The sequence below is a fragment of the Paraburkholderia acidiphila genome (assembly GCF_009789655.1).
In the GTDB taxonomy this organism is placed as follows: domain Bacteria; phylum Pseudomonadota; class Gammaproteobacteria; order Burkholderiales; family Burkholderiaceae; genus Paraburkholderia; species Paraburkholderia acidiphila.
Window position 1 is genome coordinate 1,979,118 of sequence record NZ_CP046910.1, and the last position, 26,534, is coordinate 2,005,651.

24 protein-coding genes are annotated in these 26,534 nt (G+C 66.0%); 14 read left to right on the forward strand and 10 right to left on the reverse strand.

The window, feature by feature from the left end; genetic code table 11:
- The first annotated feature begins 14 nt into the window (after positions 1 to 14).
- The 5 genes from hpaE to hpaI are packed head-to-tail and all read left to right on the forward strand — an operon-like array spanning position 15 to position 4,372.
- The gene (hpaE, locus tag FAZ97_RS23300) at positions 15 to 1,472 is read left to right on the forward strand and encodes a 5-carboxymethyl-2-hydroxymuconate semialdehyde dehydrogenase (RefSeq protein WP_158760744.1); all 1,458 of its coding nucleotides are present in this window, start codon (positions 15 to 17) and stop codon (positions 1,470 to 1,472) included.
- On the forward strand, positions 1,472 to 2,335 hold the full coding sequence (hpaD, locus tag FAZ97_RS23305; RefSeq protein WP_158760745.1) for a 3,4-dihydroxyphenylacetate 2,3-dioxygenase: 864 nt from the start codon (positions 1,472 to 1,474) through the stop codon (positions 2,333 to 2,335). Before hpaE ends, hpaD begins: the two co-directional genes overlap by 1 nt.
- Positions 2,336 to 2,350: 15 nt before the next feature.
- Positions 2,351 to 2,752 carry a 5-carboxymethyl-2-hydroxymuconate Delta-isomerase gene (locus tag FAZ97_RS23310; protein WP_158760746.1) on the forward strand — a complete coding sequence of 134 codons (402 nt, stop codon included), beginning with the start codon at positions 2,351 to 2,353 and terminating at the stop codon, positions 2,750 to 2,752.
- Between the two features lie 17 nt (positions 2,753 to 2,769).
- Positions 2,770 to 3,573, forward strand: coding sequence for a 2-oxo-hept-4-ene-1,7-dioate hydratase (gene hpaH, locus FAZ97_RS23315; protein WP_158760747.1), 804 nt, complete (start codon positions 2,770 to 2,772; stop codon positions 3,571 to 3,573).
- 16 nt (positions 3,574 to 3,589) lie between these two features.
- On the forward strand, positions 3,590 to 4,372 hold the full coding sequence (gene hpaI, locus FAZ97_RS23320; RefSeq protein WP_158760748.1) for a 4-hydroxy-2-oxoheptanedioate aldolase: 783 nt from the start codon (positions 3,590 to 3,592) through the stop codon (positions 4,370 to 4,372).
- 6 nt (positions 4,373 to 4,378) lie between these two features.
- On the opposite strand, the gene FAZ97_RS23325 is transcribed toward hpaI, so the two are convergent.
- Positions 4,379 to 4,822 carry a MarR family winged helix-turn-helix transcriptional regulator gene (locus tag FAZ97_RS23325; protein WP_158760749.1) on the reverse strand — a complete coding sequence of 148 codons (444 nt, stop codon included), beginning with the start codon at positions 4,820 to 4,822 and terminating at the stop codon, positions 4,379 to 4,381.
- 167 nt (positions 4,823 to 4,989) lie between these two features.
- Between FAZ97_RS23325 and FAZ97_RS23330 the strand changes: the two genes are divergently transcribed.
- Both FAZ97_RS23330 and FAZ97_RS23335 read left to right on the forward strand, forming a co-directional pair.
- Positions 4,990 to 5,760: a class II aldolase/adducin family protein gene (locus FAZ97_RS23330; RefSeq protein ID WP_158760750.1), complete on the forward strand. Its 771-nt coding sequence runs from the start codon at positions 4,990 to 4,992 to the stop codon at positions 5,758 to 5,760.
- A gap of 4 nt (positions 5,761 to 5,764) precedes the next feature.
- Positions 5,765 to 6,766 (forward strand): 2-dehydropantoate 2-reductase, encoded by a 1,002-nt coding sequence (locus tag FAZ97_RS23335; RefSeq protein ID WP_233271749.1) that lies wholly within the window; start codon positions 5,765 to 5,767, stop codon positions 6,764 to 6,766.
- A 3-nt stretch (positions 6,767 to 6,769) separates the two neighbouring features.
- On the opposite strand, the gene FAZ97_RS23340 is transcribed toward FAZ97_RS23335, so the two are convergent.
- On the reverse strand, positions 6,770 to 8,059 hold the full coding sequence (locus tag FAZ97_RS23340) for an MFS transporter (protein ID WP_158760752.1): 1,290 nt from the start codon (positions 8,057 to 8,059) through the stop codon (positions 6,770 to 6,772).
- A gap of 436 nt (positions 8,060 to 8,495) precedes the next feature.
- Here FAZ97_RS23340 and FAZ97_RS23345 point away from each other — a divergent pair, with 436 nt between their 5' ends.
- The 3 genes from FAZ97_RS23345 to FAZ97_RS23355 all read left to right on the forward strand — a co-directional run bounded on the left by FAZ97_RS23345 (position 8,496) and on the right by FAZ97_RS23355 (position 12,593).
- The gene (locus FAZ97_RS23345; protein WP_233271750.1) at positions 8,496 to 11,399 is read left to right on the forward strand and encodes a mechanosensitive ion channel family protein; all 2,904 of its coding nucleotides are present in this window, start codon (positions 8,496 to 8,498) and stop codon (positions 11,397 to 11,399) included.
- A gap of 256 nt (positions 11,400 to 11,655) precedes the next feature.
- Positions 11,656 to 12,117 (forward strand): cupin domain-containing protein, encoded by a 462-nt coding sequence (locus FAZ97_RS23350; protein ID WP_158760753.1) that lies wholly within the window; start codon positions 11,656 to 11,658, stop codon positions 12,115 to 12,117.
- Positions 12,118 to 12,194: 77 nt separating this feature from the next.
- A complete protein-coding gene (locus FAZ97_RS23355; RefSeq protein WP_158760754.1) occupies positions 12,195 to 12,593 on the forward strand; it encodes an FKBP-type peptidyl-prolyl cis-trans isomerase in 399 nt (132 codons plus the stop codon).
- A gap of 79 nt (positions 12,594 to 12,672) precedes the next feature.
- Here FAZ97_RS23355 and FAZ97_RS23360 read toward each other — a convergent pair whose 3' ends face one another.
- From FAZ97_RS23360 to FAZ97_RS23380, 5 genes are all read right to left on the reverse strand, one after another.
- Positions 12,673 to 14,007 (reverse strand): ABC transporter ATP-binding protein, encoded by a 1,335-nt coding sequence (locus tag FAZ97_RS23360; protein WP_158760755.1) that lies wholly within the window; start codon positions 14,005 to 14,007, stop codon positions 12,673 to 12,675.
- A gap of 14 nt (positions 14,008 to 14,021) precedes the next feature.
- Entirely contained in the window at positions 14,022 to 15,770 is a 1,749-nt protein-coding gene (locus tag FAZ97_RS23365) for an ABC transporter permease (RefSeq protein WP_158760756.1), read from the reverse strand.
- Between the two features lie 1,175 nt (positions 15,771 to 16,945).
- Entirely contained in the window at positions 16,946 to 17,344 is a 399-nt protein-coding gene (locus FAZ97_RS23370) for a hypothetical protein (protein WP_158760757.1), read from the reverse strand.
- Between the two features lie 220 nt (positions 17,345 to 17,564).
- Positions 17,565 to 18,041 (reverse strand): zinc-finger-containing protein, encoded by a 477-nt coding sequence (locus tag FAZ97_RS23375; RefSeq protein ID WP_158760758.1) that lies wholly within the window; start codon positions 18,039 to 18,041, stop codon positions 17,565 to 17,567.
- 164 nt (positions 18,042 to 18,205) lie between these two features.
- Complete coding sequence (locus FAZ97_RS23380; RefSeq protein ID WP_158760759.1) at positions 18,206 to 19,474, reverse strand: MFS transporter; 1,269 nt, start codon at positions 19,472 to 19,474, stop codon at positions 18,206 to 18,208.
- Between the two features lie 188 nt (positions 19,475 to 19,662).
- Between FAZ97_RS23380 and FAZ97_RS23385 the strand changes: the two genes are divergently transcribed.
- Positions 19,663 to 20,292, forward strand: coding sequence for a hypothetical protein (locus tag FAZ97_RS23385; RefSeq protein WP_158760760.1), 630 nt, complete (start codon positions 19,663 to 19,665; stop codon positions 20,290 to 20,292).
- A gap of 160 nt (positions 20,293 to 20,452) precedes the next feature.
- Positions 20,453 to 21,772, forward strand: a complete 1,320-nt coding sequence (locus FAZ97_RS23390) for a DUF2325 domain-containing protein (protein WP_158760761.1) — start codon at positions 20,453 to 20,455, stop codon at positions 21,770 to 21,772.
- A gap of 43 nt (positions 21,773 to 21,815) precedes the next feature.
- Here the strand turns inward: FAZ97_RS23390 and FAZ97_RS23395 are convergent, their stop codons facing one another.
- From FAZ97_RS23395 to FAZ97_RS23405, 3 genes are read right to left on the reverse strand one after another with little or no spacing between them, the layout of a single operon-like run.
- Positions 21,816 to 22,229 carry a winged helix-turn-helix domain-containing protein gene (locus FAZ97_RS23395; protein ID WP_233271751.1) on the reverse strand — a complete coding sequence of 138 codons (414 nt, stop codon included), beginning with the start codon at positions 22,227 to 22,229 and terminating at the stop codon, positions 21,816 to 21,818.
- Positions 22,230 to 22,276: 47 nt separating this feature from the next.
- Positions 22,277 to 22,879: a nitrogen fixation protein NifQ gene (locus FAZ97_RS23400; protein ID WP_158760762.1), complete on the reverse strand. Its 603-nt coding sequence runs from the start codon at positions 22,877 to 22,879 to the stop codon at positions 22,277 to 22,279.
- Positions 22,880 to 22,907: 28 nt separating this feature from the next.
- Positions 22,908 to 23,336, reverse strand: a complete 429-nt coding sequence (locus tag FAZ97_RS23405) for a TOBE domain-containing protein (RefSeq protein ID WP_158760763.1) — start codon at positions 23,334 to 23,336, stop codon at positions 22,908 to 22,910.
- A gap of 175 nt (positions 23,337 to 23,511) precedes the next feature.
- Here FAZ97_RS23405 and FAZ97_RS23410 point away from each other — a divergent pair, with 175 nt between their 5' ends.
- Together FAZ97_RS23410 and FAZ97_RS23415 are read left to right on the forward strand one after the other, a co-directional pair.
- Positions 23,512 to 24,405, forward strand: a complete 894-nt coding sequence (locus tag FAZ97_RS23410; protein ID WP_158760764.1) for an extracellular solute-binding protein — start codon at positions 23,512 to 23,514, stop codon at positions 24,403 to 24,405.
- Entirely contained in the window at positions 24,402 to 26,267 is a 1,866-nt protein-coding gene (locus FAZ97_RS23415; protein ID WP_158760765.1) for an ABC transporter ATP-binding protein/permease, read from the forward strand. The genes FAZ97_RS23410 and FAZ97_RS23415 overlap by 4 nt, the downstream gene beginning before the upstream one ends.
- Positions 26,268 to 26,534 lie beyond the last annotated feature (267 nt).

Below are 26,534 nucleotides of genomic sequence, written 5' to 3' on the forward strand. Positions count from 1 at the left end.
TGGACTTGTTAGATATGCGAATCGAACATCTGATCAACGGCCGCGCACACACCGGGCGCGACTATTTCGAAACCGTGAATCCTGCGAACCAGGACGTGCTCGCGGAAGTGGCGCGCGGCGGTGCGGAAGAAGTCGACCTCGCGGTGCGCGCCGCGAAAGAAGCCTTTCCCGCATGGGCCGCGAAGCCCGCCGCTGAGCGCGCGAAGTCCATTCGCAAACTCGGCGAGCTGGTCGCGAAGAACGTGCCGGAGATCGCGCAGACCGAAACGAAGGACACGGGCCAAACCATTTCGCAAACGGGCAAGCAGTTGGTGCCGCGCGCCGCCGACAACTTCAGCTACTTCGCCGAAGTCTGCACCGCCGTGGATGGCCATACGTACCCCACCTCCACGCACCTGAACTACACGCTGTTTCATCCCGTGGGCGTGTGCGCACTCATCTCGCCCTGGAACGTGCCGTTCATGACCGCCACGTGGAAGGTCGCGCCCTGCCTCGCGTTCGGCAACACGGCCGTGCTGAAGATGAGCGAACTATCGCCGCTCACGGCCTCGATGCTCGGCCAGCTCGCGCTCGACGCGGGCATTCCGGCGGGCGTGCTCAATATCGTGCACGGCTATGGCAAGGAAGCGGGCGAGCCGCTCGTCGCGCATCCCGACGTGCGCGCGGTTTCGTTCACGGGCTCGACGGCCACGGGTAACCGCATCGTGCAGGCTGCGGGTCTCAAGAAGTTTTCGATGGAGCTGGGCGGCAAGTCGCCGTTCGTGATCTTCGACGATGCCGATTTCGAACGCGCGCTCGACGCCGCCGTGTTCATGATCTTCTCGAACAACGGCGAGCGCTGCACGGCCGGCTCGCGCATACTCGTGCAGCGCTCGATCTACGCGAAATTCGCCGAGCGCTTTATCGAGCGCGCGAAGCGCATCGCCGTGGGAGACCCGCTCGACGAGAAAACCATCGTCGGCCCGATGATCAGCCAGGGCCATCTCGCGAAGGTGCGCAGCTATATCGAACTCGGACCGAAGGAAGGCGCCACGCTCGCGTGCGGCGGTTTCGACGCGCCCGTGTTGCCCGATGCAGTCAGGAACGGAAATTTCGTTCAGCCAACCGTATTTGTCGATGTCGATAACCGTATGCGCATCGCGCAGGAGGAAATCTTCGGACCGGTCGCGTGCCTGATTCCCTTCGACGACGAAGCGGACGCGATCCGTCTTTCCAACGATATAGCCTACGGCCTCTCCAGCTACGTGTGGACCGAGAACACGGGCCGCGCATTACGTGTGGCCGCCGCCGTCGAAGCGGGCATGTGCTTCGTGAACAGCCAGAACGTGCGCGACCTGCGCCAGCCGTTCGGCGGCACGAAGGCTTCGGGCGTAGGCCGCGAAGGCGGCACGTGGAGCTATGAAGTGTTCCTCGAACCGAAGAACGTGTGTGTTTCGCTCGGCTCGCATCACATTCCGCACTGGGGCGTGTAATGGGCAAACTCGCGCTCGCCGCAAAGGTCACGCACGTACCTTCGTTGTACCTCTCCGAACTGGACGGCCCGCACAAGGGTTGCCGCCAGGCCGCCATCGACGGTCACCGCGAGATCGGCCGGCGGTGCCGCGAGCTGGGCGTGGACACGATCGTCGTGTTCGATGTGCACTGGCTCGTGAACAGCGAGTATCACATCAACTGTGCGCCGCGCTTCGAAGGCGTCTACACGAGCAACGAGTTGCCGCATTTCATCAAGAACATGCCGTATGCGTACCCCGGCAATCCGCAGCTTGGCCATCTGATCGCCGACGTCGCGAACGAAATGGGCGTGAAAACGCGCGCGCATAGCGAAACGACGCTCGACCTCGAATACGGCACGCTCGTCCCCATGCGCTACATGAACGGCGACCAGCATTTCCGCACCGTTTCGGTGGCGGGCTGGTGCATGTGGCACGACCTCGCCACTAGCGCGCGCTTTGGCCTCGCCGTGCGCCGCGCGATCGAGGAACGCTACGACGGCACGGTGGCGATACTCGCGAGCGGATCGCTGAGCCACCATTTCGCCAACAACGGCACAGCCGAGCAATTCATGCACAAGGTCTGGGACCCGTTCCTCGAAGCGACCGATCGCAACGTGGTGGCCATGTGGGAACGCGGCGACTGGAAGACCTTCTGCGACATGCTGCCGATGTACAACGAAAAGTGCTGGGGCGAAGGCGGCATGCACGACACGGCCATGCTGCTCGGCGCGCTAGGCTGGGACCGCTACGAAGGCCGCGCGGAAGTCGTCACGCCGTATTTCGGCAGCTCCGGCACCGGGCAGATCAACGCGATCCTGCCTGTAACACCGTTGCCGGTTTGAACAACGGAGCCAGCGATGCCCCATCTCACGCTCGAATACAGTGCGAATCTCGCGGATGCGAGCAACATCGGTCAGCTCTGCGAATCGCTTGCTCGCGTGCTCGACGCGCAACTTGATGAAACCGGCGCACGTGTCTACCCGCGCGGTGGCATTCGCACGCGCGCGCTGCGCTGTGAACAGTACTTCATTGCCGATGGCAATCCCGGGAACGCGTTCCTGCATGGCTGCCTGAAGATCGGCGCGGGCCGCTCGCAGGCCGTGCGCCGCGCGACCGGCGAGGCGCTCTTCGAAGCGATCAAGCAGCACTTCGCACAAGCCTTCGCTTCGCACGGCCTCGCGCTTTCGCTGGAAATCGTCGAATTCAGCGAGGAAGGCGCGTGGAAGCACAACAACCTGCACGCCCGGCTCAAAACCTGAGCGCACTGGAATTCATGATGCTAGATCAGCAAACCATCCGCGAGCTGGCCGCGCAGCTCGACGAAGCGGAACGCACGCGCACGCAGCTGCGGCATTTTTCGCGCTCGCATCCCGACATGACGATCGACGACGGCTACGCGATCCAGCGTGAGTGGGTCAAACTCAAGCTCGCGGCGGGCCACACGATCAAGGGCCGCAAGATCGGTCTCACGTCGCGCGCCATGCAGCGGTCCTCGCAGATCGACGAGCCCGACTACGCGCCGCTGCTCGACAGCATGTTCATCGCAGCGGGCAGCGACATTCGCGCGGACCGTTTCATCGCGCCGCGTGTGGAAGTGGAGTTGGCGTTCGTGCTGAACCGCCCGCTGCAAGGGCCCGACGTCACGCTCTTCGACGTGCTCGACGCCACGGCCTACGTCACGCCGGCCATCGAGATCATCGACGCGCGCATCGAGCAGTTCGACCGCGAAACCAAGGCGCCGCGCAAGGTGTTCGACACGATTTCCGACTTCGCAGCCAACGCGGGCGTCGTACTGGGCGGCCGCCCGGTCAGGCCGCTCGACGTGGACCTGCGCTGGGTCGGCGCGCTGCTCTACAAGAACGGCGCCGTGGAGGAAAGCGGTCTCGCGGCGGCGGTGCTCAACCATCCGGCCACCGGAGTCGCCTGGCTCGCCAACAAGATCGCGCGCCACGACGAGCGCCTCGAAGCCGGCGACGTGATTCTGAGCGGTTCGTTCACGGCCCCGATTCCCGCGCGCGCGGGCGATACGTTTCATGCCGATTACGGCCCGCTCGGCGGCATCGGCTTCAATTTTGTCTGATCAGGATTCCATATCAATGTCCGCACCCGCCAACCCGTTCAAGCGGAAGCTCGCGCAAGGCCGCCCGCAAATCGGCCTGTGGGCCGCGCTGGCCGACTCGTACGTGACCGAGCTTCTCGCGAACACGGGCTTCGACTGGCTCCTGATCGACGGCGAGCACGCGCCCAACGATCTGCGCAGCACGCTCGCACAACTCCAGGCCGTCGCCCCCTATCCCACGCACCCGATCGTGCGGCCCGTGCGCAACGACGCCGCGATCATCAAGCAACTGCTCGACATCGGCACGCAAACGCTGCTCGTGCCGATGATCGAGAACGCCGATGAGGCACGCGCCGCCGTTGCCGCGACGCGCTATCCGCCGCATGGCGTGCGGGGCGTGGGCAGCGCGCTCGCGCGCGCCTCGCGCTGGAACGGTTCTGCCGATTATCTGCATCACGCCGCGGAAGAACTGTGTGTGCTGGTGCAGGTGGAAACGGCGAACGCGCTCGCGCAACTCGAAGCCATCGCGAATGTGGAAGGCGTGGACGGCGTGTTCTTCGGCCCTGCGGACTTGAGCGCTTCGATGGGCCTGCTGGGTCAGCCGGGTTCGCCTCAAGTGCGCGAGGCGATCTGCAAGGGCATCCGCACCGTGCGCGCGCAAGGCAAGGGCGCGGGCGTGCTCGCCGCCGATCCGGTCATTGCGAACGGCTATCTCGAAGCGGGCGCGACGTTCGTCGCCGTGGGCAGCGACGTGTCGTTGCTCGCGCGCAGCGCAAGCGAACTGGCCGCGAAATTCCGCCAGCCTGCGGCGCGCGGCTAGCGCGCTTCACTCGCTCTCTTCGCCGTTCGCCACAAGCGTGGCCAGCACAGTAGCCAGCACTTCGCGCTCGTGCTCGCTCAGCGTGGCGAGAATCGCGTCGTTCGTCGCTTTCGAGATCGTCGCGGCGCGCCGGTAGGTGCTGCGCCCCTGCGCGGTAAGCGCCACGAGCACACCGCGTGCGTCCGCCTCGTTCGAGGTCTTGACGAGCAAGCCCTTGCGTTCGAGCACGTCGGTGGCGCGGCTCGCCTGGCTGCGGTCGAGATTCGACACGCGCCCGAGATCCGACACCGACAACGAGCCGAACGCGCCCACGCTCAGCAGCAGCCGCGCCTCCGTAAGCGAGAGCGAAAGCGCCGCCTCGAACGCGTCGCTCATCGTGCGGTCGGTCTGCTTCTTGAGCACATGGAGCCGGTAGGTGAACAGCTCCGCAATGTTGAACTTCCCCGTCATTCGTCTTCCCGCCTGGTTTTCACCGGCCGCGAAATGCGGCCACATCGTCAGAATAGCATTGATGAAAGTCCTTTTCTGCAGGCATTTCACGGAGAATTTGATGCTTGCACACGCATTTATTTGCGCGTAGGATCGGCGTGATCCGAGTCAGCCATGAGGAGACATTCATGAATGAAAACATCCAGCGTGCGCGCCCTGAATGGTGCGACCCCGCGGAATGGGAAGCGCGCGTGCAGTTAGCCGCCGTGTATCGCGTGTTTCATCTCATGGGCTGGACGGAGCTGATCTTCAATCACATTACGCTGCGCGTGCCCGGGCCGCACAAGCATTTCCTCATCAACCCGTTTGGGCTTGCGTATGATGAAATCAAGGCTTCGAATCTCGTCAAGATCGATCTCGACGGCAATATCCTGAGCCCGAGCGAGTATCCGATCAACCCGGCCGGCTTCGTGATCCACAGCGCGATTCATGCCAACGTGGAAGATGCGCATTGCGTCATGCACACGCACACCACCGCAGGGCTCGCAGTGGCGTGCATGGAAGGCGGCCTGGCATATACGAACTTCTATGCGGCGCAGTTGCACGACATGGTCGCGTATCACGACTTCGAAGGCATCACCGTGCACGCCGAAGAAAAATCGCGCATTCTGGAGTCGATGGACGACAAGCGGCTGCTCATCCTGCGCAATCACGGGCTGCTCTCGCATGGCGTCACGCTCGCGCACGCATTCGCGCTGCTGTGGACGCTCAATCGCGCGTGCGAAGTGCAGGTCGTGACCGATTCGATGCGCGGTCAGACGCTGCCGATCGCGCCCGCGATTACCGAACGCTCGACGCGCGACGCGCTGCAGTTCTCGCCCGCACATGGCGCGGGCCAGAACGTGCTCGACGCGCTGGTCCGTCGTGTCAAGCGCATCGACCCCTCATATCAGGAGTAACAGGTTGAACACCCCGACTCAAAAGATCACCGTTGTCGGTGGCGGTGCGATCGGCGGCCTGATCGCGGCGCGTCTTGCGCGCGCGGGCATCGCCGTGAATCTGCTCGCGCGCGGCGCGCAACTGGAAGCGATTCGCCGCGACGGCCTCACGGTCATTGAAGGCGACACACGCTATACGCAAGCCATCAACGCCACCAGCGACGCCGCCTCGCTCGGCGCGCAAGACCTCGTCTTCATTTGCCTGAAGGGCCAGGCGCTCGCGCAATCGGCGGCTTCGCTCGCGGCGCTCGTGGGTCCGCACACGCATATCGTCTCGGCGATGAACGGCGTGCCCTGGTGGTTCCTCCACGGATTCGGCGGCACGCACGCAAACGGCCGGCTCGAAGCGGTCGATCCGGGTGGCGTCGTCTCCGCGGCGTTACCGCCTGCGCAGGCTTCGGGGTGTGTCGTGCATCTGTCGTCGTCGATTGCGGGCCCGGGCGTGATCCGCAAGGGCGGCGGCAATCATCTGATCGTCGGTGAAGGTTCGGCGGCGATGGCCGCGCGTGCGCAGGAAGCGCGCGATCTGCTTTCGAAAGCGGGCTTCGAGGTCACGAAAGCCGAGCCCATTCAGGCCGATATCTGGGCGAAGCTCTGGGGCAACATGACGATGAACCCCATCAGCGCGCTCACGCGATCGACCGCCGACGTGATTCTCGACGACCCGCTCACGGCACAGCTCGTGAGCGCGGTCATGGCCGAAGCGCGCGCGATTGGCGAAGCGCTCGGCATTCGCCTCGCGATGACCATCGAGGAGCGCAACGCGATCACGCGCAAGCTAGGCGCGTTCAAAACCTCGATGCTGCAAGACGTGGAGGCGGGCCGCTCGCTGGAAGTCGAGGCGCTCGTCGGCGCGCCGTATGAACTGGCGCAGCGCGTGGGCGTCGCGGCGCCGTCGCTCGGCATGCTCTACGGTCTTGCGCGCCAGCTCGATTCGAATCTCGAAGCGGCGCGCCAGACCCGTTAGCAATCAGTCTTCGAGCGGCTTGCCCGTGAGATCGCGAATGAACGGCAGCGCAAGGCACGAAATCGCCACGCACGCCATTACGTACCACGCGGGCGCGAGCAGGTTGCCCGTGCTCTTCACGAGCCAGGTGGCAACGGTCTGCGCAAAGCCGCCGAAAATCGCCACGCCGATGCCGTAGACAATCGCCATGCCCGTCGCGCGCACACGGCGCGGGAACATCTCAGGCAGCATCGTGATGGAAGGCGCAGCCTGCAGCGCGAGCAGCACGCTCAGGCCGCCCACGGTGATCAAGAGACGCGCGGCGTCCGGCGCACTCGTCAGCCAGAGAAACGCCGGATAGATCAGCAGCAAAACGCCCACTCGCGGCCAGAAGATCAGCGTGCGGCGACTGAAGCGATCGCAGAGCATCCCCGAGAGCGGTCCCACCACGAACGTCACGACGCCCGAGACCAGTCCCGCGAGCAAGGCCGTCGGCGCGGGCACCTTCAGTTCGTGAATCGCATAGGTGGGCATATAGAACGTGACGACGTAAGCCGTGACCGTGGAGCCGATCGTCAGCAGGATGCCGAGCGCCGCGCGCCGCCAGTGGTCGCGCAGCACGGAAAGCACAGGCATGCGCACCACGCTCGCCTGCTCCGGCAACTGTTCGTCGAGGCGCCGGCGAATCCACATGCCGATCGGCGCAATCGCGACGCCCATGAGGAAGGGCACGCGCCAGCCCCAGGCGAGCAGCGTGTCGGCGGTGAGGAAAGTCGTCAGGAGTCCTGCCATCAGCGCACCGAGCGAGACGCCGATGCCCTGGCTCGCAAACTGGAAACTGCCGAGCAGCCCGCGATTCGCTGGCGTACCCGCCTCGATCAGCAGCGTGGTGGAAGCGCCCACTTCGCCGCCCGCGGAAAAGCCCTGCAGCAAGCGCGCGAACACGATCAAGACGGGCGCGGCCACGCCGATCTGCGCGTAGGTGGGAGCGAGGCCGATCAGCATGCAGCCGAGCGCCATCATGAAGATCGTGAGCGTCATCGCGGGCTTGCGGCCGGCACGGTCGGCATACGCGCCGATCACGATGCCGCCCAGCGGCCGCATGACGAAGCCCACGCCGAACGTCGCCACCGAGGCCAGCAACTGCCCGTAGCTCGACATGGTCGGAAAGAACAGCTTGCCGATGGTCAGCGCAAAGAAGCTGTAGACGGTGAAATCGAAGAATTCGAGCGCATTGCCGATCGTCGCGGCGACGATCAACTGCGTGCGGCTCAGTTTGCCCTTACGCACTCCGGTCATGCTGACGCTGTTCATGGCTCTCCTCGTCGGCCTCTGGCGGGCCTGGATAGTGGACCGTGCAACGGTAGCATTCGCCCGGGCGCACGCGCCACTGATCAAAACCCGCGTAGGCGGCACAGTCCGTCGGCCGATGAAGCGTCCCTTTTATCGACGCCCGGCGTGCGCGCCTCATCCGCGTTCGTAAGGTAAAAGAGGCATACTGCCGCGATAGTCAGCACTCACGTTCGCGCGCCGCGCCGTTTTTTGCGGTTCCGCAAACGCCATGTGGGCCGCCCATGCAACACGCGGGCACCAAAATTGCGGCAGCGCGTCGAACGTTCCGACGAATCGGGCGACGGCAGGTTGTGCGCCGCGCCAAAGCGCTTCCCGCCGCGCATCTCGTCCCGCTGTCTTTTCAATCCGCCGCCACTGATGGGTCGCCGCAGTCGCGCCCCGTATGCCAATGACAAGGATGTCCCTTTCTTCTGCCTTTCGGTTCGCGCGCGCGCCGCGCCCGCGTGATCTCTTTGCCGTACTCGCCGTTTTAGCCGGTGTGATGCTTGCGCTCGGCGCATCCAGTGCAACGGCAGCGACACCGGTCACACTCGCCGAAGCGCTCAAGCCCGGCACGAACCCAGCGCATTCCCCCCAGCCCGCCACGCCTGCAGCTGACGCCAACGCAGGCAACCCGGCCGCCCCCGTGGCGCTCACGCCTACGCAGGCGCAAGCCGCCCTCAAGGTCCTCGACGACCCCGTGCAGCGCGGCCACATGGAAGACACGCTGCGCGCCATCGCCGCCGCCGGTGCGCTGGCTGTGCCCGCCTCGGCGAGCGCGCCAGCCAGTGCGCCTGCTGCTGCATCTGCGGCATCGGCGGCCACGCCCGCTTCCGCGCCGCTGGCAGGCGCGCTGCGTTCCAACGGTCTCGTCGTGCAGATCGCCGATCACGCCGCGCACGGCGCGCGCATGGTCGGCCAGCATCTGAACCATACCGTCGCGACGCTGCTCGGCCTGTGGTCCACGGGCAGCTGGTGGCAGGACCATCTGAGCACGGCACAAGGCCATACACTGCTGATCGCCCTGCTGCGCGTCCTGTTGCTCACGCTCGTGCCCGCGCTCGCGCTCGCCACAGTGCTGCGCCGTGCCATCGCCGCGCCGGAGCGCGCCATTGCCGCGCATCAGGCAGCGAAGCAGCGCGAAGGCGCCGAGCCCCCGCAAGGCGGCGCACCCACGCCGCAGCCGCAAACGCCCGAAGCGACGGGCACGAGCGTCGCACTCGCCGCGCAAGCGCAAGCCGCCGAAGCGAAAGCCGAGGCGCAGGAAGACGCGCTGCGCGAAGCCGCCGGCATGGAGCCGGCCGAGGGCAAGGACAACAAGGACAGCGACCCGAACGCCGGCCCCAACGCGAACGCGAGCGCCAATGCAGCGGCGCGCGCCACGGTGATCGCGGCGCAAGCCGAGGACAACGCCGGCACTTCGCTGAAAGCCGCCGCAGACCGCGCGAAAGAGACCTACAACGCGCTGCGCGGCGCGCATCACTGGCGCCTCTTGCAGCGTCTGCCGGGCGCGATGCTCGTGATGCTGCTCGAAGTCGTACCGGTGATCGCCTTCGGCCTGTGCGCCGCGGGTGTGCTCTCGCTCCTCGGGCCCGAAGATGCGGCACCCGCCGAAGCCGTGGGCCATATCGTCGATACCTATGTGATTTGCCGGGTCCTCGCCATCTTCGGCAAGCTGCTGTTCGCGCCCGACGCAGCGGCGCTGCGCCTCGTGCCGCTGCCCGACAACTGGGCCGCTTACGCACAGCGCTGGCTCGTGCGCATCGTCGTGATCGGCGGCGTGGGCGGCGCGATTGGCGGCGCGGTGCCGCTCGGCATGACCGAGGACGCGCATCTCGCGCTCGTGAAGGTCGTCACGCTGATCGGCCACCTCGCGCTCGCCGTGATGATCCTGCAACTGCGCCGCCCCGTGGCCGACGCCATGCGCGCCGCAGCCGCGCGCCACGGCTCGTATGCGTGGTTCATGCAGTGGTTCGCCGACATCTGGGTTGCTGTGGCGCTCTTCGTCGTGATCGCGCTGTGGTTCGTCTGGGCGCTCGATCTGCGCGGCGGCTACGCGGCGCTGCTGCGCGCGGGCGGACTCTCGCTCGTCGTCATGCTCGCCGGCCGCGTGAGCGCCATCGTCCTGCTCGGCGCGTTGAGCCGCGTGTTCGGATTGCGCGACGATCAGGAGAACATGAGCTTCGGCCAGCGCCGCGCGTATCGCTATTACCCCGCGCTGCGGCGTATTCTCCTCGCGACGATCTGGATCGTGACGATCGACTTGCTGCTGGACGTCTGGGGCCTGCGGCCCGCACGCATCCTCGCGCTCGCCCCTATCGGACATCTGCTTGGCTCTGCACTCCTGACTATCGTGATCGCCATCGTCGCCGCGGTTGCGATCTGGGAGGTCGCGAACGGCGCGGCCGAGCGGCGCCTGAACGCCTGGACCGACGCCGGCGACTTCGTGCGCGCCGCGCGCCTGCGTACGCTCTTGCCGATGTTCCGCACGACGCTCTTCGTGTCGATCCTCGTCGTGGTCGGGCTGACCGCGCTCTCGCAGCTCGGCGTGAACACCGCGCCGCTCATCGCGGGCGCGAGTATTTTCGGCGTGGCGCTCGGCTTCGGCTCGCAAAAGCTCGTGCAGGACTTCATCACCGGCATTTTCCTGTTGACTGAAAACGCCATGCAGGTGGGCGACTGGGTGACAGTAGCGGGCGTGTCGGGCACGGTCGAGTTTCTCTCGATCCGCACCGTGCGCCTGCGCGGCGGCGACGGCTCGCTCTATACCGTGCCGTTCAGTTCCGTGACAACCGTGAACAACACGAATCGCGGCATCGGCAACGCGGCGGTGAAGGTGCAGATCGCGCATGGCGCGGATCTGCAGCGCGCCATCGACACGCTGAAGGAAATCGGCGCCGGGATCCGCCAGGAAGACGCCTTCAAGAACGGCATTCTCAGCGACTTCGCATACTGGGGCGTCGATCAGGTGGATGGCGCGGCTGTGACGCTCGTCGGGCAGATCCAGTGCAAGGACTCGGCGCGCTGGGGCGTGCAGCGCGAATTCAACAAGCGTGTGCTGTTGCGCTTCACGGAGCGCGGCATCGAACTGGCGAATCCGCAGCGCAACTTCCTCGTCGGCATGGCGCGTGGTGACGATGTCGAAGGGCGTACGTACGGCGACGAGAGCGGCAACGCCAGCGACGATGCCAACGACGGCGACCGCTCTCGGGCGCAATCGCGCGGCGCTGCAAAGGCGGCTTCGCAAGGCGGCAAGCCGCGCAATGGCCGCGCCGGTGCGTCGGGTGACGGTAACGGGTCGTCGAGCGGCAAGCCGAATTGATGCGCCGATATCGCAGCCGGTGCGCGGCTCTGGCGCGCCGGCCTCACCCTTCGCTTCGCACGGCTTGATTCCCGAAAAAGCTCACCCGTACGATGCAGGCACGACGCAAGCCGTGCCGCGACGCAACGCTGACGGAGTAAAGTTCTCCGTCTAATCAAGGGTCTGCGCGCGGTGACATGGCGCGCCGCACGCGCGGCGCGGCGGGTCCCGAAGAAGCTCACCTTTTCAGTTGCCTTCGCAAACTGTGGAGTCGCCTATGCCGAAGATCGACATCGCGCGCGTGCCAAAGCGTCAGGGCACGGGCTATCCCGCTCCGTTCGACGCACCCTGCGCCGAGCGGATACGACAGCGGCTGGGCGACGCGGGAGGGTTGCGCGACTTCGGCGTCAATCTCATGCAGTTGCCACCGGGGAACTGGTCGAGCCAACGTCACTGGCATTCCGACGAAGACGAATTCGTCCATGTTCTCGAAGGCGAGCTGACCTTGATCGAAGACGATGGCGAAACCGTGCTCCGCGCAGGCGACTGCGCCGCATTCCCGAAAAACGCCGGCAATGGGCACCACATGATCAACCGGTCGGAACGCGTCGCCGTTTATCTCGAAGTCGGCTCGCGCTCGCCAGCCGACGTCATCACCTGTTCCGACGTCGATATGATCAGCCCCAGCAGTGATGGGCGGTTTCTGCACAAGGACGGCACGCCCTACACCAGCGCGTGAAACATCCCACCGGCCACGAACCGTGACCCACGCGACGCTCCCGATATAATCAACGCGCCATTCAACGAGGACTTCTCATGAAATCACTGATTGCCCTGGTCGCCGCTGCCACCGTTGCAACGACCGCGTTCGCCGCCAACGCCATCGACAAGTTGCCGTCGGGCGTCGTCGTCGAACACATCAAGCAAGGCACCGGTCCGCAACCCGCCGCCACCGACGTCGTGCGCGTGAACTATCGCGGCACGCTCGCGAACGGCACCGAATTCGACAGCTCCGACAAGCATGGCGGCCCGGCGACCTTCCCGCTCAATCGCGTGATTCCTTGCTGGACGCAGGGCGTGCAGAAGATGAAGGTCGGCGGCAAGGCGAAGCTGACCTGCCCGGCGGCGACCGCTTATGGCGATCGCGCAGTCGGCCCGATCCCGCCGAACAGCGACCTGACGTTCGAAATCGAACTGATCGGCATCGGGCAGTAAGGCCAGCCGATTCTGGAGGCAAAAAAAACCGGGCGGTTCATTGAACCGCCCGTTTTTGTTTTCCACGACAACCCTGGATTTACGCCTCGACGTCCTCGAGACTGAAGATCTCGGTCTGGTCGTTATACGAAAACACCTCGCCATAACGGGCCCATTCGACCACGGTATCGAGCGTCTCTTCCGCGGCGACATCGGAAAGCACGTCCTCCAGCTCCTGCTCGAAGCGCACGCGCGGCGCGCGATGGCCAGGCCGCTCGTCGAGCACCTTCTTGATGCGCGCCGCGAGCGGTACGTTGCGCAGCAGGTGATCAGCGAACATGAGTTTGCGCGCCTGCGTGCCCATCTCCGCGAACACGCGTGCGGGCGGCGTGAGCAGCACATCGCCTTCGCGCACGTCGGCGAAACCGAGCTGCTGCAGCATTTCCACGATCGGGAACAGGTCGTCCACTTCCAGATGCAGCGAGCGCGCAATTTCCGGCATGTCGGCGCGGCCGTGATAGGGCGCCGCCGCCAGCGTCTCGATCAAGCCCGCCATGATGTTGGTCGAGACGTCCGGCAAGCGGCTGCCCACTTCGAGACGGCGATGCGTGGCCTCGGCGGCTTCGCGCGCGGTCATCTTCGCGTAGATGTCGTCCACGAGTTTGCGGAACGCCGGGTCGAGCCGGTTGCGCGGGTGCTTGAACGGCACCTTGATTTCAGCCGACACGCGACCCGGATTCGACGACAGCACCAGAATGCGGTCGCACATGAACACCGCTTCCTCGATGTTGTGCGTGACGATCAGCACCGACTTGATCGGCAGACGGCCTTGCGTCCACAGGTCGAGCAGATCGGTACGCAGCGTTTCGGCGGTCAGCACGTCGAGCGCGGAGAACGGCTCGTCCATGAGCAGCAGCGTCGGGTCGACCACGAGTGCGCGCGCAAAACCCACGCGCTGCCGCATGCCGCCGGACAACTCGCGCGGGTAGGCGTTTTCGAAGCCGTCCAGACCGATCAGGTCGATGGCCGCCAGCGCCCGTTCGCGGCGCTCGCGCGCGCCCACGCCCTGCGCTTCGAGGCCCGCTTCCACGTTCTGCAGCACCGTGAGCCACGGGAACAGTGCGAAGGTCTGGAACACCATCGACACGCCCTCGGCCGGCCCTTCGAGCGGCTTGCCGAGCCAGTTCACCTCGCCTTCGGTCGGCTCGATGAGCCCGGAGATGATGCGCAGCAGCGTGGACTTGCCCGAGCCCGAGCGGCCCAGCAGCCCGACGATCTCGCCCTCGTGCAGCGTGAGGTTCACGTCGTCGAGCACGAGGCGTTCGTCCTCTTTCTTCGCGAAGCCGCGCGAAACATGCTTGACGGCAAGCACTTCCTGGCCGGGAGTGGGACGCATTGGCAGCAGGTCGGATGCGACGATTTTTGGATTCAGCATGATGTCACTCCATCTCAATCGAGGCGCAGCCGGGACTCGGCATACGTGTACAGCGGACGCCAGAGCACGCGGTTGAACAGCGTAACGAACAGGGACATCATCGCGATGCCCAGAATGATCTTCGGAAAGTCGCCAGCGGCGGTCGTTTCCGCGATGTACGAGCCGAGGCCATGCGCGACGACTTTCGTGTCGCCCCACTGCACGAACTCGGAGACGATGCTCGCGTTCCATGCACCGCCGGAAGCCGTGATCGCGCCCGTGATGTAGTACGGGAAAATGCCCGGCAGGATCGCTTTTTTCCACCATTGCCAGCCGCGAATGCGGAAGTTCGTGGCCGCTTCCTTGTAATCGTTCGGGTAGGCGCTTGCGCCCGCGATCACGTTGAAGAGGATGTACCACTGCGTGCCGAGCACGATGAGCGGCGAGAGCCAGATGTCCGGGTTCAGGTGAAAGCGCACGATCACGATCACGAACACCGGGAACAGCAGGTTCGCCGGGAACGCGGCGAGGAACTGCGCGAGTGGCTGCACCTTCTCGGCCAGCGACGGGCGCAGGCCGATCAGCACGCCGAGCGGCACCCAGATCACCGAGGCAATGGCGATCAGCAGCATCACGCGAAAGAGCGTGATGAGGCCGAGCACGAACACGTGCCAGACTTCATCGAGCGTCACGCCCGTGCGCACGTACGCCACCACGCGCCACACCACGAACACGGTCAGCGCGATCACGATCACGGCCCACACGATGTCGCCCACGCGCGAGCGCTTGCTGATCGTGGTGACGACGGGCAGCGACTTCGGCAGTTGCACGCGCAACGGAATGCGCGCGAGCGTGGCGAGCATGAAGCCCATCGGCACGAGCAGGCGGTGAATGAGACGCGTGCGGCGAATGAGGTCGAGCAGCCACGACTCCGGCGCGTCGCCCGAGCTCGTGTTCTCCATGCGGAACTTGTCGGCCCACGCCACCAGCGGGCGGAACAGGAACTGGTCGTACGCGAGAATCACGACGATCATCGCGAGGATCACCCAGCCCACCGCGTGCAGGTTCTTTTCCGCGATCGCCTGCGCCAGATACGCGCCGACACCCGGCAGCGTGATCGTGTTGTTGCCCACCGTGATCGCTTCGGAGGCCACCACGAAGAACCAGCCGCCCGACATCGACATCATCATGTTCCAGATGAGGCCCGGCATCGAGAATGGCACTTCGAGCTTCCAGAAGCGCTGCCAGCCCGTGAGGTGGAAACCTCGCGAGACTTCGTCCAGATCGCGCGGCACCGTGCGCAGCGACTGGTAGAAGCTGAACGTCATGTTCCACGCCTGGCTCGTGAAGATCGCGAAGATCGCCGCGAGTTCGGCGCCGAGCACGCGCGAGGGAAAGAGCGCGAGGAAGAACGTGACCGTGAACGAGATATAGCCGAGCACCGGCACCGACTGCAGGATGTCGAGAATCGGCACGAGCACCTGGCCCGCGCGTCGGCTCTTTGCCGCGAGCGTGCCGTACACGAGCGTGAAGATCAGCGAGGCGACCATCGCCGCGAGCATGCGCAGCGTGGTACGCATCGCGTACTCGGGCAGATTGGCCGGGTCGAGCGAGATGACCTGGGTCTTGAGCGTGGCGATGGGCGCCATGGTCTCGTGAAAGCCCACGGCCGCCATCGCGATCAGGCCGATCATCAGCGGGAACGCGACGAAGTCCCAGCGGTTGGGCAGCACGCGCCACGCCGAGGCGTTGGCCGTGCGGTTCAGGTTGAAGCTGAACTCCATTAGCGGCCTCCGTTAGCGAGTACAAGCGTGGCGCAGGCGCGCGCTGCGCGGCGGGTCGTTCGCAATGTATGTTTGAACTGGTTCATGTCGAAGCACCGGCGTTTGGTTTATTGCGCGAACCCCTCGCGCGGCGCGTATGGCCGGCCGGACCGGCTCGGCATACGCGCGGGGATTCGTTGACATCTCGTCTGATTCAGCCCCGAAACACGCGCGCTCGCAGGTCTCGCCAGCGCGTAGCGAGTCGCGATTCCCGGCAGGGCGGCGGGGCGCTCGCGCGCTCACGCGCGCCGAGCACATCGGGGTGGAGGGAGTGCTGCGTTTGCTGCAGTTCCGACAGGTGCGGCAAAAGAAGGCCGAAGTTCATACTGGTTCTCCAGGCGTCACACGGGACGCATTGGGGAGGAAAGCCAGCAGACCCGGCAGAGCGCAATCTTTCAGCGCGCGGCGGCTCGCGTCTGCCCGCTTTCCTCAGTGCAATTCAAAAGGAAGCGGCATAACGGATAACTGTCACTGTCAGACATCGGAACTCCTTATCGTCACGGCGGCCGACCCCGGGGAGCTTCCATCGGGCCGGCAGCCCGAACGCGAAGCGCCTTCGAGGCGCGCATGTGTCGATCCGCGCGTCGCGCTCAGGGCGCAACGAACGAACCGTGCCGCAAGCGCGCATCGATCAGGGCGGGCTTACGGCGCGATGTCGGCCATCCGCGGCGTTCGATACGATCAAATCACGATCGAATCGCTGCGGCGTCGGTCGACGCTATTCAAGAGTGCACGAGGATTTACTGCTAGACGCGCACCATCTGCCTGGCTGGCAAGACGGCGGCTGAAAGAAAGGGAGCGCGGACGTCCTGCCGGTCAGGCAGCGAAACTATTCGAAGATCGACAACTGCTACTGTCCAAGGCGTCAGCCCCTTTTGTTAAGACGGGCGAATTTTAGGCGCGCCACCTGCCCGAAGTCAACACGATTCGCGTCCCGCGTCAAATCTCGTGCCAATGTCGCCACAGCGCTGGCTGGTGGCGCGAATCACGGCGTCCGTCGCGCTGCCGGTCGCGCTACTGATCGCGTCGATCCGCTTGCCTCTCAAAACCAGGGATCGTTCACTTCGCCATACTGCTTTCACCATACTGCTTACTGGCTCAACCCGTTCGCAATGCGCATACCCGGGCGGTCCGCGTCACGCGCTCTTGCGCAATGCCTGCTGGCTGGTTTCGCCGGCGCCCATGCGCTCGAGCCGCTCGCTCGCCTCGGTCAGCGCCCACAGCGGCGCGCTTTGCAGCTGCCGGTCGTACACGCTCACGAGTTGCGCGACCGCCTCGAAGCCCGCTTCGTCCAGCTGCCAGCCGCCGCCCGTGTTGCCGCACTCGAAGCAGGCGATCAGCGCAGCGTCGGCCGCCCGCACCTTTTCCGGTTCCAGAACGCCGTATCCGGCCTCCGCAATCGATTGCGCGAGCACGTGTGCGTGGAGCAAGGCGCGTGCGTCATCGCCGGTGCCGCCTCGGCGGATCGCGGCGAGCGCAAGATGCACTTGCAACGCGAGCTCGTTGGCGACCGCGTGCGGGATCGGCAGCAGCATCGACTTGCTGCGTCGGGGGCGACCGGCTTGCGAGCGCTGCGGGAAAGGGATGGTCCTGGCCATGGAAGGGCAAGTAAGAGTCTGTTCCGTGCAATAACGGCACGCCGCGCCGAAGGTTAAGCGTCGAAGCGCAAATCGAATGTAACGATCAGTGACAGACATGCGCCGCGCATCGTCTGGCGAAAGGCGGCCAGATCAGCGCGGCCCGGCTGTGACGGCCTCAGCTCGGGCCGCCCTCGTCCTCAACCGCGCCGCTGGCCTGCCCGCGCCGTGCAGCCACAAACGCCTCGATGTGGGCGATGGCCTGCTCGCACTGCTCGAGCGTCAGGAGATGAATCGACGGATTGGGCAGGTCGAAGCCCAATTCCTCCCCGAGCCAGCGAATCGCCTTGCCGCGCGCTTCGAAGGCATTGACCTTGTCGCGCCGCATCTTCGCGGCCACCAGCGGTTCGAGCGCGTCGTGCAGGCGGCTCTTGGCTTCGCGCAGAGCGGCATTGGCAAGCCGGCCGAGCGGTACGTTGCGCGTGCTGCGTGCGGGCACGCCGATCCACGCCTCGCAGGGCGTGCAGACCCAGAGCGGGCCGTGATCGTCGCGATACGGGTAGGCCTCGTCGGCAAAGCGCGCGAGCACCGCTTTCGCGCCGCAGTAATCGCACAGTGGCTGCGGCAGCGCCTTGACGGGACGGCCTACGCGCATGCGGCGCTCCTCGGGGCGATGGTCGATGAATGCATGACTTGATGGGTGGATGAGCGAAACCGGGGCTCGCTGCAAGCGCGCCCCGGAGAAAGGATAACGGCAAACACCGGCGCACGGCATCGGCGAGACGGGGCGCCGCACGCCGCGGCGCGCCTGAACAGGCCCTAGTTCGCGCTCGCGGTGGCGCGTGTTTCTTCGCGTTCGAGCGAGCGCGTGTCGCGCAGGGCCGGAAAGAGCCGCATCCACAGCAGCGCGACACAGATCGTCGCCACGCCGCCCACGAGGACGGCGCGCTGCGCCCCCCACCAGCCAGCCGTGAGCCCCGATTCGAACTCGCCAAGCTGGTTCGATGTGCCAATGAAAAGCGAATTGACCGCGCTCACGCGGCCGAGCGTTTCATTGGGCGTGCGCAGTTGCACGAGCGATGTGCGCACGACCACGCTCACCACGTCCGACGCGCCCAGCACCGCCAGCGCCATGAGCGACACGACGATGTTGTGCGAGAGCCCGAAGGCGATCGTCGCGCAGCCGAACACGATCACGCCGCCGAACATCGCGAGACCCGGCCTGCGCCGCAGCGGAAAGTGCGCGAGCCAGATCGATCCCGCCAGCGCGCCCGCGGCCGTCGCCGAGCGCAAGAGCCCGAGCGCGATGGGCCCGGCGTGCAGGATGTCGCGGGCGAACACAGGCAAGAGTGCGGTCGCGCCGCCGAACAGCACTGCGAACAGATCGAGCGACAACGCGCCGAGAATCACGGGCTGCGAACGGATGAACGCAATGCCCGAGAACACCGATTCGAGCGTGACCGGCGTGCGCGCGGGAGGCTTCGCACGCATCGGAATCGTGCCGGAGAGCGTGGCCGCCGCCGCGAACGCGAGCGAGCAGGCCGCGTAGGCCGGCGTCGCGCCGATGCCGTACAGCAGGCCGCCCAGCGCCGGGCCGACGATGTTCGCGGTCTGGTTCGCCGAGGTCGACCAGGCGGTCGCGTTAGGGAGTTGTGCGCGCGGCACGACGCCCGGGAGCAGGGACGAAATGGCGGGCGACTCGAACGCGCGCGCCGCGCCCACGCACGCGGCAAGCCCGTAAATGAGCGGCGCGCTGAGCCAGCCGCCGATCGTGCCGGCCGCGAAGGTCAGCGCGGCGGCGCATTCGATGAGCTGGCAGACGGACGCAATGCGCCGGCGGTCGTAGCGGTCCGCCACGTGGCCGACGACGAGCGTGAGGCAGAACATCGGCAGGAATTGCGCGAGGCCGACGAGACCGAGCGCAAACGCACTATGCGTGAGCGCGTAGATGTGCCAGCCCATGGCGACGGCGAGCATCTGGAACGCGAGCGACGACAGCACGCGCGCACCGTAGAAGCGCTGGAAACCGCGATTGCGCGAAAGACTGGGCGGGTCGTCGGACGCCGCCTCGGGAGAGGGTGTGATCATTGAACAGCGGGAGAAAGCGAAAAATCGGGTGCGTGCGCAACGAAGCAAGCGAGGCGCAAAACGGCAATTTTAGTTCATGCGGCGCGGCGCCACAGAAACATGACGCCGCGCGATTCATGCGCTGCCTCTCTGAATCGCTATATCCTATAGAATACAACGAACGAACATCCAGCAGACGGAGACCGCAAGTGGCGAGTAGTCCGCGCCTCGTAAGCGCAACATCGAGATCGCAGGCGCGTGGCGCACCCGCACCAGCCGGCGCAGGCGGCTTCGCGGCCACGATCACCACGCTGCGTCCCGCGTCGGGGCACGAGCGCGCGGAATTGATCCGCGACGTGATCGACGCGTTCCGGCGGCTACGCAACAGCATCGAGCGTTTCGAGCGCATGCTTGCGCGCGGCGACGGCAGCCCCGGCGTTGGCGACGCGCACGCCGGCGCTTCGCTGCAGCCGCTCCTTCTCGCACTCTCGCGGCGCATCGATCTTGCCCGCTTTGCCCGGCAGCGCGAACTCAAGCGCGCCATGCGCGACGCGCGCCGCCTCGACAAGACGCGCGATGCGCTTTTCAGCGATGCATTCTGTCTCGATACCGAAGCGCTGCGCCGCACGGTGGCCGAACTGGAACAGCTCGATGCGGCCTTCGTCGGGCTCGGCGTCGAGCATGTGCTCGCGCAGCACGCGAACGCGGCCGAAATGCGTACCGAAGCGCGTACCGAAGCGTATGCGTGCGATCCGGCTGCGGACCGGTCTGTTTGCAAAGCCGACGCTATCGACGTCATCGCCGTCGCGACGGCGCTCGTGCGTGAACCGGCTGCCTGAAGCGGACTCCTGGTCGTCAGCCGATCAGCGTTATATTCCATGATATATTGCGCTGAAGGCGGGCGCCGAGCCGGGGGGTGCCGAGCCGGGGGCGCCGAGCCACGTCGAGGCGCACACGCCCATGCACAGCCGCGCGTCGCGCACCGGATCAGAGGTCACCATGCACGCACCGCCGTTCCGCCTCGCCCGCACCCCGGGCGGCACACCTGCCGAAGAGACCACGCTGCGCGTCATGGCGAGCGCGGACTGCTGCGGCCCTTCGCAAGCCGAACTTGCCCGAGCGCCGCAGCGCACGCGCCTGGCCGACCTCGATGCCCATCTGCACTGCTCCATCATCGGCACCTGCCTCAGCACGCACGAACTGCGCAAGCTCGTCCCGAAATTCGCCCGGCTCGACGCCCAGCGCGCGAGCGATCTCGAGATCCACCATGCCGCGGTCGAGCTGGCGATAGAAGGCGGCGCGGGCGCCAAGGCACTGCAAAAGGCCCTCGACACGCGCTACGCAGGCGCGTTGCGCCGTTTCGCCAGTGCGCGCGACGCGCAAGCCGTGCTCGCGCTCTGGAACGAATCGCTCGCGAACGGCGACATTCCGCCTGCGTACTGGGCGCTGATGACGCATCCGGCCACGACGATGGAAGTGCGCCAGGCCGCATTCGGCGAGTTGCACATGCTCTCGCACCTGGTGGGCGCCGCCAATCGCGCCGACTTGCGCCGCCTCGTGGCGCTGGAAGGCGCGAACGCCGAACTACAGGCCAGGATCGAGCGCCAGCAGGCGCGCCTGCACGAGATGAGCCGTGAACGCGACGCCGCGCGCAATGCCCTCGATGCGCAAACCGCGCAGTTGGCGGCACAGCGCGAGACAACGCCGCAGCAGGCGCAGCTCGACGCGCTGCAGGAAGCGCTCGCGGCTCGCGACGCGCGGGTCGCCCTGCATACGAGCCGGCGCGAAATCGCCGAGCAGCGCGCGAATGCCGACGCCGCCGCACTCCACACGCTGCGCGCGCAACTCGACGATGCCCATGCGCTGATCGACGCCTTGCGCGCCGAAGTCCACGCCATGGAACAGACCACGCAAGCACAGGAGGACCCACACGCCCAACGCGCGCTTCCCGAGAATGCGCTCAAGGGCCGCCGCATTGTCTACGTGGGCGGCAGGCCGGGTTCGAATCAGGCACTCAGGCGCTGGGTGGAGTCGGCGGGAGGCGAGCTGACCGTGCACGACGGCGGCGTGGAGGATCGCAAGGGCCTGCTCGCAGCAGCGCTCGCAAACGCGGATCTGGCCGTGTTTCCCGTGGACTGTATCGACCACGATTCAATGAGCACGCTCAAGCGCGTGTGCGAACGGCAGCAGGTGACGTGGCACCCACTGCGCACAGCGAGCCTGGCCAGCTTCGTCGAGTTGATGGTGCGCCTGCATGCGAACGCCACGCCCACCCTCGCCGCCGTGCCCGTCTCGCGTTTCTGCTTGCGCCACGGCTAGGCGCCTGACCTTGGCGGCAGTGCGCCGCCAATGTGACGTCAGGTCAGCTTTTTATGAGTTTGACGAGCGCGTCGATCTCCGACTCGCAGACCTGGGCGGCGCGCGCCTCGATGCTGCGATACAGGCGAACGATCTCTTCCCCAACCGGCGTGAGCATGCTGCCGCCGCCGCTCTGGCCGCCATGCTCCGAAACCGTGGCCGGCGACTCCAGCGCGCGGTTGAGTTCGTCCATCAACAGCCACGCGCGCCGGTACGACATGTTCATGCTGCGCGCCGCGGCCGAGATCGAGCCATGCTCGCGCACGGCTTCGAGCAGCGACACCTTGCCTGGCCCGAGTGCGATCGTGCCGCCCTGAGTGATGCGCATGCGAAAACGCACCTCGGGTTGAGCCGGTTTCTGCGCGTGTGCGGGTGCGGGCGCGCCTGTGCGCGGTTGATCGTTGGGGGACTTGGTCATGCGCGCAAGCATACACGATGCATGCCGCGCGCCGCTCCCCTCTACGGCTAATGGCCGGCGGGAAAGCAGAAGCCGAAATCCTCGCAGCCGGGGCAGCCGGGCGCCGGGCCTGGCGTGGCGCCCGATGCCAGCGCGAGTTCGCGCGCCAGCAGTTTTTTCCAGCGTAAGCCTTCCACGTTGCGTGCCACGGCTTCGGGAAAAAAGCGCTCCAGCATGCGCGTCACGTCATCGCGGCCACGCAGGCCGAGATCGCGCCATAGATGGTCGGGCCGCAAACACGCGTGAGCAATGATTGCGGCGAGGCAACGCACGTCGTCGGAGTTAGCCTGCGGCGCGGCAAGGGCAACGAGAAAGGCGCGCATTGCCGTGGCGAATGCAGCATGCGACACATCCGTCACCCCGTACGCTTGCAGCGCATCATTCGTCACCGCACACGCGAAATGCCGTGCGCCGAGCGCCTCGATCTGCACGCGCGATAGCCCAAGCAACGGCAACTCGCCGCGCACCTCGCGCGCCGCGACAAGCCGCGCGAAAAGCCAGGCATCCGGCGTACGAGGCGCCGCTGGCGCACCCGTCAGGGCGTCGCAGCGCGCGGCGGCCAGCGCATCGAAATCGCGCGATGGCGGCGGCGCCGTGGATTCGTCACTCATCGCGCTCACGTGCGATCGCGGCCGCGCATCAACCGTCTACGCCGACGATCACGCTCGATGCCTTGAAGAGCGCCGCAGCCTGCTTGCCCGCGGCGAGGCCGAGACGATCGACGCTTTCGTTCGTCACAATGGCCGCGATTTGCGCGCCGCCCGGGGCCGCGAGCACGACTTCCGCATTCACCGCGCCCTTCGTGACCGACGAAACCGTACCGGCAACGACATTGCGCGTGGACACCTTGCTCGTGTCGCCGTCGACCATCAGGATCACCGACGATGCTTTCACGAGCGCGAAGGCCGGCTTGCCAGCGGCGAGACCCAGCGAAGCGGCGCTGCCATGCGTGATGATCGCGACGATCTCGAGCCCGCCGTCCGCGCGCAACGTCACTTCGTCGTTGACGGCACCGGCCTTGACGGCGCTGATCTGGCCGGAGAAATGGTTACGGGCGCTGGTACGCATGAGTGCCTCCACAATTGAACAGGGCAATGAGCCGGGAAAAGAACTGGACCCTCAGTTTAGCCGCGTCAGTGTGACGCGCACAGGCATGGATCGCCAAAATAGCCATTTGGATAAGCACATGAATACAGCAGTCCATCGTAATATATTGGCCTTTATAACGAACGGGGTGTCGAACATGTTTATCCGCAAGCTGCTGGCCTCAGTCGTCGTGATGAGCGGTGTCATGGGTGCGATGGGCGCAAGCGCCAACGCGTTCGCCGACGAATCCGATGTCAACGTGCTCTATGCAGGCTCGCTCGTGAACCTCATGGAAAAGAGCGTGGGCCCCGCGTTCGAAAAGGAAACGGGCCTGCATTTCAAGGGGTACGCCGCGGGCTCGAACAAGATCGCCAATGAAATAAAGGGCAAGCTGCGCCGCGGCGACGTGTTCATCAGCGCGAGCCCGAAGGTCAACGCCAGCCTCATGGGCGAGGCCAACGGCAATCACGTGACGTGGTATGTGAATTTCGCGGAATCGCCGCTCTTGATCGGCTACAACCCGAAGAGCCGTTTCGCCAACGACTTCAAGACGAAGAAGTGGGATCAGGTGCTGCAGGAGCCGGGCATTCGCCTTGGCCGCACCGACCCGAAGCTCGACCCGAAGGGCGCCTTCACCGTGGAACTCATGACGAAGGCCGCGCAGGCGTACAACCAGCCTGACCTCGTCGAGAAAACGCTCGGCGCGCCGGAAAATCCCGAACAGGTGCTGCCGGAAGAAACGCTCGTTGGCCGTCTGCAGTCGGGTCAGCTCGACGCGGGCTTCTTCTACTCGACCGAAACCTCCGACCTGAAGATTCCGGCGATTCACCCCGCGCCCGAACTGAAGATCAAGGCGAACTACACGCTCACGATCCTGAACGACGCACCGAACAGCGCCGGCGCTGCGCGCTTCGTGAACTTCCTGCTTTCGGCAGAAGGCCGCAAGCTGCTCGCCGAGCACGGCGTGGACGTGACGAAGCCTGCCGTCAACGGTCAGGCCCAGGCGATCCCGCCGTCGGTCCAGGCCGTGATCGACGCCGCACAGCAATGACACCAGCCGCACAGGTTACCGCGCAGGCGACAGTGAAGCGCTCGCAGCCGCTCTGGTGGCTCGGCGCGCTGCTGGCGGTCTACCTGTGCGCGCCGTTCGTCGCGAGCATTCCGCAGATCGGCCAGGCAGACTGGGCCGGTGTCGACTGGCACGCCACCTGGTCGGCGGTCGGGGTTTCGGTGGCGAGCGCGAGCGTGGCGGCGGTCGTCATCCTGCTGGGCGGCGTGCCGCTCGGCTACTGGCTCGCGCGTTCGCGCGCGCGCGGCATCGCGCTCATTGGCTTCGTCGTGCAGTTGCCGCTCGCGCTGCCGCCGCTCACGAGCGGCGTGCTGCTGCTGTTTCTCATCGGACCATATAGCGGTATCGGCCAGCTCTTCGGCGGCTCGCTCACGGATTCCTTCACGGGCATCGTGCTCGCCGAGACCTTCGTGGCCGCGCCCTTCCTCATCGTCGCGGCGCGCTCGGCGTTCAGCGCCGTCGATCCCGTGTACGACGACGTCGCCGCCACGCTCGGCCATCATGCCGCGAGCCGCTTCTTTCGCGTGACGCTGCCGATTGCCTGGCCCGCCATCCGCGCGGGGCTCGCGCTCGCCTGGCTGCGTGCGTTCGGCGAGTTCGGCGCGACCGTGATGGTCGCGTATCACCCGTATTCGCTGCCGGTTTATACCTACGTCGTGTTCGGCGGCCAGGGCCTGCCGGCGATGATGCCGCTCCTGCTGCCCACGCTCGGCATTGCGATCATCTGCGCGGTGCTCTCCGTCTATAGCCGGGGCGCGCGCTCGACGCTGGCGGTGAAGCTCGATAACGGCGACGAACTCACCACGATTACGCCGGGCGCCACCGCCTCGGATAGCGGCAACCTGCGTCTCGCCTTCGCGGCGCGCCGGCACCTCGGCGCGTTCACGCTCGACGTCGCGTGGCAGCCGCAAACGCGCCGGCTCGCGATCATCGGCCCTTCGGGCTCGGGCAAGTCGCTCGCGCTGCGCATCATCGCCGGGCTCGAGCGCAACGACGCGGGCTCCGTCACGCTTGGCGCGACCGACCTGGGCGCGCTGCCGCCCGAGCGCCGCCAGATCGGCTACATGCCGCAGGACTACGGGCTCTTTCCACACATGACGGTGGCGCAGCAGCTCGCGTTTCCCGTCGATGCCGACGCCGCCAGCGCGCGTTACTGGCTTGCGCATCTCGGCCTCGACGCGCTCACGCAGCGCCTGCCGCATCAGCTTTCGTTCGGCCAGCGCCAGCGTGTGGCGCTGGCGCGTGCGCTCTCCCGCCATACGCAATTGCTACTGTTCGACGAGCCGTTCGCCGCGCTCGACACACCGCGCCGCCGCCGTCTGCAGCAATCGTTGCGGGCACTGCAACGCGAAGTGGGCGCGGTGACGGTGATCGTCACGCACGACCCCGACGAAGCCGCCCTGCTCGCCGACGAAGTGCTCGTGATCGAACAGGGACGCGTGCTGCAGGCAGGCGTCGTGGCCGACGTGTTCCAGCAGCCCGCCACGCTGCGCGTAGCCGAATTGCTCGGCCTGCACAACGTCGGCGAGGGCATCGTGCGAGCGGGCGGCACGATCGAAACACCGACGGGACTGCGCCTGCCGTGCGCCGATACCTCGCTTGCGGTGGGCTCGCGCGTGATGTGGCGGGTCTCGCCGCGCGCGCTCGTCGCGACGCAGGACGGCGCGTGGCCGGGGTGCATTGCCGGCACGTCGCTGCGTCACGGCGACCGCTACGTTGCCGTCGAGATCGCAGGCGTTACCTTCGATATCGCCGCCGAAGATGCGCCGGCATCGCAATCCGGCGAACTGCGCTTCGCCATCGACGCGAACGGCGTGCTCGCCTGGCCGGCGCACGGCGCATGACGCACGGCTCCTGAAAACGCTCACCTTTCGCACCGAAGCGTGAGCCCCGCCGTCGCGGTCGATGCCAAAGAAGCCCCTTTTTTAGGGGCTTTTTGCGTAAACGGTTAGCGATTCGAAGTGCCATTTCGCACCGTTGCTCACGGGTCCCGAAAACGCTCACCTCTTCGCCACTCGCGCTCACTCGCGCAAGGTTTGGATTGCCAACACCTGGTACCCGGCAATATTCGCATCCCTTAACCTGGGACTACCAGGAAAATCTTGCGTGCT